At 40.1% G+C, this 8227-nt stretch carries 7 protein-coding genes; 1 reads left to right on the top strand and 6 read right to left on the bottom strand.

All coding sequences use genetic code 11. The features are described 5' to 3' along the window. Positions 1 to 271 precede the first annotated feature (271 nt). Positions 272 to 1381, bottom strand: coding sequence for a cell elongation protein CozE (cozE, locus tag HT719_RS04700; protein WP_023936171.1), 1110 nt, complete (start codon positions 1379 to 1381; stop codon positions 272 to 274). 102 nt (positions 1382 to 1483) lie between these two features. Between cozE and pbp3 the strand changes: the two genes are divergently transcribed. Next, on the top strand, positions 1484 to 2725 hold the full coding sequence (pbp3, locus tag HT719_RS04695) for a D-alanyl-D-alanine carboxypeptidase PBP3 (RefSeq protein ID WP_172928411.1): 1242 nt from the start codon (positions 1484 to 1486) through the stop codon (positions 2723 to 2725). Between the two features lie 226 nt (positions 2726 to 2951). On the opposite strand, the gene sufB is transcribed toward pbp3, so the two are convergent. From sufB to sufC, 5 genes are read right to left on the bottom strand one after another with little or no spacing between them, the layout of a single operon-like run. Beyond that, on the bottom strand, positions 2952 to 4364 hold the full coding sequence (gene sufB, locus HT719_RS04690) for a Fe-S cluster assembly protein SufB (protein ID WP_000797052.1): 1413 nt from the start codon (positions 4362 to 4364) through the stop codon (positions 2952 to 2954). 57 nt (positions 4365 to 4421) lie between these two features. Next, entirely contained in the window at positions 4422 to 4853 is a 432-nt protein-coding gene (sufU, locus tag HT719_RS04685) for a Fe-S cluster assembly sulfur transfer protein SufU (RefSeq protein WP_172928409.1), read from the bottom strand. Next, positions 4840 to 6066: a cysteine desulfurase gene (locus HT719_RS04680; RefSeq protein ID WP_172928407.1), complete on the bottom strand. Its 1227-nt coding sequence runs from the start codon at positions 6064 to 6066 to the stop codon at positions 4840 to 4842. Before HT719_RS04680 ends, sufU begins: the two co-directional genes overlap by 14 nt. Before the next feature lie 10 nt (positions 6067 to 6076). Next, the gene (sufD, locus tag HT719_RS04675) at positions 6077 to 7339 is read right to left on the bottom strand and encodes a Fe-S cluster assembly protein SufD (protein WP_172928405.1); all 1263 of its coding nucleotides are present in this window, start codon (positions 7337 to 7339) and stop codon (positions 6077 to 6079) included. A 27-nt stretch (positions 7340 to 7366) separates the two neighbouring features. After that, complete coding sequence (gene sufC / locus HT719_RS04670; RefSeq protein WP_172928403.1) at positions 7367 to 8137, bottom strand: Fe-S cluster assembly ATPase SufC; 771 nt, start codon at positions 8135 to 8137, stop codon at positions 7367 to 7369. Positions 8138 to 8227: the final 90 nt, after the last annotated feature.

Raw genomic sequence — 8227 nt, 5'->3', positions numbered from 1 at the left:
GACAGTCAAATCGATTTCTAACAATGTTTTAGAATTAGAGGTGTACTATTCTAGTTTCAATCTACTATAAATAGGTTTCATTCGAACTTTAATAGACTATGAAAACCAGTGGAACTTACCCTGACACGGAATTCCACTGGTTTTTTCGATTTTTATCAGATTAACTTCTACTATTCTTAGCTGTGAAAATTAGTTTAGGACTTTAACTTATTTTCAATCTTCTAATCTAAAGGTCACTTCCAGTAAAGAAAAATCAGGGTTCTCCTGACTTTTACTTAGCTAATTCTCTTTCTCGTTCTTTCATTATTTTATGATTTTCATACAAACGGGATAAGAACTTAGAAATTTCTTTTAAGATAGAATAGGTTGGCACTGCGACAATCATTCCAACTACACCATAGATATTGCTTGATAACAAAAGTAAAACCAAAATCGTGATTGGATGAACCTTCATAACACTTCCTACGATTCGAGGATATAAGATATTGCCATCTACCTGCTGAACAACAAGCATATAAATCACTGCAATCAGCATTCTATGGGGATCAGTGAATATATTTGCAATAATCATAGGAATCAAACCAATACTTGGCCCCACATAAGGAATTAAATTGGCTACACCAGAAAAAATAGCAAAAACTAAAGCATATTTTAAACCAATAATACTATAGCCAATATAAGCTAAACAACCTATAATGATTGCGTCAATCGAAACTCCACTAATATAGCGAGCAATCGTCGCATTTAAATTCTTTAATAAGCCTGCAATATGCAAGCGATCCCTCTTTAGAACCGTTCTTTCAAGCATGGGCAAGAATTTATGTCCATCTAATAAGAAATAAACCAAAAAAACTGGAGTCATAATCAAAATCAAAACAGTACTGATAAGAGCTGACAAGACGCTCCCCACACTATTTGATACGCTATTTAGGATCTTTTGAAGAATATCAACATAGGATAAGTTTAACTGCTGAATTGTAGCTTCTACATCCAAATTCTGGAGCGCAGGATAATTAGATAAGTCTATGATTAAGTCTTGTACTCGACTATAAATAGTTTGACTAGATATAATCAAGCTAGATAACTGATTAATCAAAATAGGTAAGAGATAGACAACACCTATGACCATTCCCCAGACCAAAGCACACAAGGTAATTAAAATACCAAGTAAACGATTGAGTTTACAGACTTTATTTAAGAAAGTAACAATAGGGTTTGTCAAATAATAAAGAAAGCCCCCTAATAAAAATGGAATCATAATTGTATTAAGCACGCTAACAAAAGGGTTAATCAAAGACCCCATCTGTCTCCATAGGTAAAAGATGATGGTTAAGAGTAAAATTTCTGTGGTCCAAAAAAATAATTTATTTCTACGAAACATGAGTTACCTCCCTCACTCTATTTTACCATATTTTCAAAAAGCTTAACGGATGAATTATTAAAGCAAGAATATTTTTTTTCTTTATGATAGAATAAGACTACTATGAAAAAAATATTGTTAACTTTATTAACTGTCTCCCTTTTAGGAGGTGCTTCTACTGTTGCTGCTCAAGATTTTACCATTGCTGCAAAACATGCCATTGCTGTTGAGGCAAATACTGGTAAAATTCTCTATGAGAAGGATGCAACGCAACCTGTCGAAATTGCTTCCATAACAAAATTGATTACTGTTTATCTGGTCTATGAAGCTTTGGAAAAGGGAAGTATTACCCTCTCCACTCCTGTAGATATTTCTGATTATCCTTATCAATTGACGACAAATTCTGAAGCCAGTAATGTTCCTATGGAGGCCCGTAATTATACTGTCGAAGAGTTGCTTGAAGCAACTCTGGTATCTAGTGCCAACAGCGCCGCTATTGCCCTAGCTGAGAAAATTGCTGGCTCAGAAAAAAACTTCGTTGATATGATGCGAGCAAAACTCTTGGAATGGGGAATCAAAGATGCTACTGTTGTCAATACAACTGGTCTGAACAACGAAACTCTCGGAGATAACATTTACCCAGGTTCTAATAAAGATGATGAAAATAAGCTCAGTGCTTATGATGTCGCTATCGTTGCCCGTAACCTCATCAAAAAATACCCACAAGTCTTGGAAATCACGAAAAAACCTTCTTCTACTTTTGCTGGAATGACAATCACTTCGACCAACTACATGTTAGAAGGTATGCCTGCTTACCGTGGTGGTTTTGATGGACTGAAAACAGGAACAACAGATAAGGCTGGAGAGTCTTTTGTTGGTACTACTGTCGAAAAAGGCATGAGGGTTATCACTGTTATTTTGAATGCAGATCATCAAGACAATAATCCTTACTCTCGTTTTACAGCTACATCTTCCCTAATGGATTATATTTCTTCTACATTTACACTTCGCAAAATCGTTCAGCAAGGCGATGCCTATCAAGATAGCAAAGCCCCTGTACAAGATGGAAAAGAAGATACGGTCACTGCAGTGGCTCCAGAGGATATCTATCTAATTGAACGTGTCGGGAATCAATCTTCTCAATCTATTCAATTCACACCTGATTCCAAAGCAATCCCAGCACCACTTGAAGCTGGAACAGTGGTTGGCCATTTGACTTACGAAGACAAGGACTTGATTGGTCAAGGTTACATCACCACAGAGCGCCCTAGTTTCGAAATGGTTGCAGACAAGAAAATGGAAAAAGCCTTCTTCTTAAAAGTTTGGTGGAATCAGTTTGTCCGCTTTGTTAACGAGAAATTATAAAAAAATCGCGATTTAAACCGCGATTTTTTTTATTACAAATTCATCTTCAAAGTTCTTGATTTTGAGTAGATCTAATGCTCAATGAAAATCAAAGAGTAAACTAGGAAGCTAGCCGTAGGTTGCTCAAAGCACCGCTTTGAGGTTGTAGATAAAGCTGACGTGGTTTACACTTTGATTTTCGAATAGTATCAAAGTCCTTGATTTTGAGTATATCTAAAATCAAATTTTACCCAACTGACCCTTCCATCTCATAGCTAATCAAACGGTTCAGCTCAACAGCATACTCCATTGGAAGCTCTTTTGTGAAGGGCTCCACAAATCCCATAACAATCATTTCTGTCGCTTCTGATTCTGACAATCCACGACTCATGAGGTAATACAATTGTTCTTCTGAAATCTTAGAAACCTTAGCTTCGTGTTCCAAAGCAACTTGCGAGTTGTGGATTTCATTAAATGGAATAGTATCTGATGCCGACAAGTCATCCATGATAATGGTATCACATTCAATGTGAGAAACAGATTTCTTAGAGTTCTTGTTAAAGGTTACTTGACCACGGTAGTCAACCTTTCCTCCGCCTTTAGCGATGGATTTAGACACGATAGACGAACTGGTATGTGGAGCATTGTGAATCATCTTGGCACCAGTGTCCTGGTGTTGCCCTGCATTAGCAAAGGCAATAGAAAGCATAGTACCACGCGCCCCTTCTCCATCTAGGCAAACAGATGGGTATTTCATGGTTGTTTTGGCACCCAAGTTTCCATCAATCCACTCAACAGTCGCATCTTTCAAGGCTTTGGCACGTTTCGTTACCAAGTTATAGACGTTGTCAGACCAGTTTTGAATGGTTGTATAACGCATATAAGCTCCTTTTAAGGAAAAGATTTCTACAATGGCAGCATGCAAGCTGTTACTTGAATATGTTGGCGCTGTACACCCTTCAACGTAGTGGACACTTGCTCCCTCATCAACGATAATCAAGGTACGTTCAAACTGACCTGTATTTTCGTTGTTGATACGGAAGTAAGTTTGAAGTGGAATATCCACTTTGACCCCTTTTGGTACATAGATAAAGGTTCCACCTGACCATACTGCCGAATTGAGGGCAGCCAACTTATTATCTGTTGGTGGTACCAACTTAGCAAAGTATTGTTTAAACAAATCTGGGTATTCCTTGAGAGCAGAATCCGTATCTGTAAAGATAATACCTAACTTCTCAAATTCTTCCTTCATGTTATGGTAAACTACTTCGGACTCATACTGGGCAGAAGCTCCAGCAAGATAAGCACGTTCAGCTTCTGGAATCCCAATACGTTCAAAGGTTTCTTTAATTTTTTCAGGAACCTCATCCCAGGAACGAGCTGGCTTATCAGATGGTTTTTGGTAGTAGATTAAGTCATCAAAATCAATCTCTGATAAGTCTGCTCCCCAAGTTTGCATGGGCATTTTTTTGAAGGTTTCATAAGACTTCAAACGGAATTCTAACATCCACTCAGGTTCTCCCTTGGCAGCTGATAGTTCACGAATGACATCCTCATTCAATCCTTTTCCTGTCGATAGGACAGGCTCTACATCATCATGGAAACCAAATTTATATTCACCAAGATCAATTGGTTTTGGTTCTACTCTTTCTTCAGCCATAATATCCTTTCTTTCATTCTTCATTTCTACTGATTCATAAGACAAAAGAAACTTGTCTTATTGATTTTCAATTGTTTTCTTCAGGGCATTCCAAGCTAGAGTTGCACACTTGATTCGTTGAGGGAATTTGGCAACACCTGACAAGAAGGCTGCATCTCCAAGACTATCTTGTCTGTCATCTTTTTGCCCTTGAACCATTTCAGAAAAAATAGTTGCAAGTTCTAAAATTTCTTGTTTGGTTTTTCCTAAAACTGCATCTGTCATCATGCTTGCAGAGGCAGTTGAGATGGTACAACCTGAATTTAGAAAAGCGATATCTTCCAAACGGTCCTCTGCATCAAACTTGACAGAGAGATTGATAACATCCCCACAGGTTGGATTGTTGAGACTGATTTGCTCAGCATCTTCCAACTTCCCTTGGTGATGTGGATTTTTCGAATGGTCCGCTACCACTGCCATATAAAGGCTATCTAGTTTAGAAAGTGCCATTGAAAAACTCCTTTGTCTTTTGTAAGGAATCGACTAGCTTGTCGCAATCTGCCTTGGTATTGTAGATATAAAAACTTGCACGAGCTGTTGCTGAAACTTCCAAATACTGGAGCAAGGGTTGCGCACAATGGTGACCTGCTCGAACAGCAACTCCTTCATAATCCAGAGCCGTCGCGATGTCGTGCGGATGAAGGTCGCCTAGGTTAAAGGCAATGACACCTGAACGTTGAGCCAAGTCCTGCGAACCGTAAATGGTCAATCCTTCAATCGCCTGTAATTTTGGATAGACATATGCAATCAGTTCCTGTTCATGGGCTTCGATGGCATCCATACCAATCTTTTCCAGATAATCCACTGCTGCTGCCAGTCCGATAGCACCTGCCATGTTAGGAGTTCCAGCCTCGAATTTCCAAGGCAATTCCTTCCAACTAGCCGATTGTTCGTAGACGAAATCAATCATCTCGCCGCCAAATTCTATTGGAGACATTTGCTCAAGATACTTTTCTTTGCCGTAAAGGACACCGATACCAGTCGGACCAGCCATCTTGTGACCCGAAAAGGCGAAGAAGTCCACATCCAAGTCCTGGACATCAATCTTCATATGAGGTGTAGATTGAGCACCATCCACTACCATGATTGCCCCAATTTGGTGGGCTAATTGAGTGATTTCCTTTATCGGATTGACCACACCAAGAACATTGGAGGCATGAGCTAGGGAAACAAATTTAACCTTATCAGTCAATTTAGCTCGCAAATCCTCCATATCCAAGGCACCATCTTTAAGATAGACATAGACAAGCTCTGCCCCAGTCTTTCGACAAGCTTCCTGCCATGGAATGATATTAGAATGGTGTTCCATTACTGAAATCAAGACCTGGTCTCCCTCAGTCAAGACTTCCTCAGCATAACGCGCTACCCAGTTCAGACTGGTTGTCGTTCCTCTGGTAAAGAGAACTTCCTTTGTAGAGTCTGCATTGATAAACTTACGAATGGTTTCACGAGCCACCTCATAAGAAGCTGTCGCCCTTTCTGCCAAGGTATGAACACCACGGTGAACATTGGCATTGTCGTTCTCATAGTAGCGGTTGATTGTTTCCAGTACTGCTAGTGGTTTTTGTGTCGTCGCAGCATTGTCCAGATAGACCAACGGTTCATCGTTGACAATCTGGTCTAAAATTGGAAAATCCTTGCGAATCGCTTCTACATCTAACATAGGCTCCCCCTTAGCGTTTTGACAATTTTTCTTCGATAGTCGCAATCATTTCATCACGAACTTCCTTGACTGGAATCTCCACGATAACAGATCCAAGGAAACCACGGACAACCAAGCGTTCTGCAGTTGCCTTGTCCAAGCCTCGGCTCATGAGGTAGTACATGTCTTCTGGATCTACCTGACCAATAGAGGCTGCGTGTCCTGCAGTTACGTCATTTTCATCAATCAAAAGAATTGGATTGGCATCTGAACGCGCTTGGTCTGAAAGCATGAGCACACGGCTCTCTTGTTGGGCATCTGCTCCCTTAGCACCCTTGATGATGTGGCCGATACCATTGAAAGTCAAAGTGGCTTTTTCAAGGATAACCCCATGTTGGAGGATATTTCCGATTGAGTTGCAGCCATAGTTCGTTACTCGGGTATCAATCCCTTGTACCTGACGACCACTTGAAAGAGCTACAACTTTCAGGTCAGCATGGCTACCGTTACCAAGCAAGTCACTATCAAAGTCTGCAACGACACTTCCTTCGTTCATGACACCGATTGCCCAGTCAATACTTGCATCGTTGCCTAATTTACCACGACGGCTAATATAGGCAGTAACGTTTTCACCTAGACGGTCGATAGCCGCAAACTTGACTTGAGCACCAGAACGTGCAATGACTTCTACTGTGATATTAGCAGTTGCTTTGGCACTTCCTTCACCGCGTGACTCTAAACGCTCCAGATAACTAATCTTAGAATTTTTACCAGCGATAATCATAATATGCTTGTTAAACGGCACATCGCTATCGCTGTCTTGATAGAAAATCCCTTCGATTGGTTCAGCAATTTCCACGTTATCAGGAATATAGAGAACAGCACCACTATTGAAATAAGCTGTATGGTAGGCTGCCAACTTATCATCGTCATACTTGACAGATGACATGAAGAATTCCTCGATAAGTTCTGGAATTTCTTCTAAAGCTGAGTGGAAGTCTGTAAAGACTACTCCTTGTTCAGCCAATTCAACTGGAGTTTGTTCAAAAACAGTCTGCGTTCCTACTTGCATCAACTTCAAGTGATTATCTAGAGCCGTGAAGTCAGGAACATTTGCTGAAGGTTCACTTTCTGTGATGGTTCCATCTCCCAGATTCCAACGGTGAAATTTGACACGCTCAATAACTGGTAATTCCAAACTCTCAATCTTATCAAAAGCTTTTTGACGGAGGTCAGCCAACCAGCTTGGTTCAGCGTGCATTTCTGAAAAAAGTTTAATATTCTCTTTAGTCATTTACTTCTCCTAAAAGATACGAGGGAATTACAATTCTTCCTTGTAGTCATAGCCAAGTTCTTCAGCTAGTTTTGCGTATCCTTCACGTTCCAAACGCGCAGCCAATTCTGGACCACCAGAAAGGGCAACACGCCCCTCCATCATGACATGTACCACGTCTGGTGTGATATAGTTCAAAAGACGTTGGTAGTGAGTGATGATCATAGCACCAAAGCCTTCACCACGCATGGCATTGACACCTTTCGATACGACTTTAAGAGCGTCAATATCAAGACCAGAGTCAATCTCATCCAAAAGGGCAAAAGTTGGTTCCAACATCAAAAGTTGAAGAATTTCATTACGTTTTTTCTCACCACCAGAGAAACCTTCGTTGAGGTAACGCTCTGCCATTTCTTCTTTCATGTTGAGCAATTCCATTTTTTCATCTAGCTTAGTAATAAACTCACGAACTGAAATCTTCTCATCATCTTCTTTACCAGCATTCATAGCGGCACGAAGAAACTCAGCGTTAGTAATACCAGGAATTTCAGATGGGTATTGCATAGCAAGGAAAAGTCCCATACGCGCACGCTCATCCACTTCCAACTCAAGGATGTTTACGCCATCAAACAAAACTTCACCTTTGGTTACTTCATAGTTTGGATTTCCCATGATAGCGGCAGAAAGAGTCGATTTACCTGTACCATTTGGTCCCATGATAGCGGCAATTTCTCCTGTTTTCAGGGTCAGGTTCACCCCTTTTAAAATTTCTTTTCCTTCAATCTCAACGTGAAGATCTTTGATTTCTAATACTGACATGATAGTTCCTTTCTTTTTCAAGACCTTTACAGTGCTTACTAGAAACATACTTGATTTCCCTAGAAAATACGGTAATACTCAATGAAAATC

It is taken from the genome of Streptococcus sp. k-378, assembly GCF_013277505.1.
Taxonomy (GTDB): Bacteria; Bacillota; Bacilli; order Lactobacillales; family Streptococcaceae; genus Streptococcus; species Streptococcus pseudopneumoniae.
Note: the sequence above shows the minus strand (reverse complement) of the source record. Positions and strands in the feature narration are given on the sequence as shown.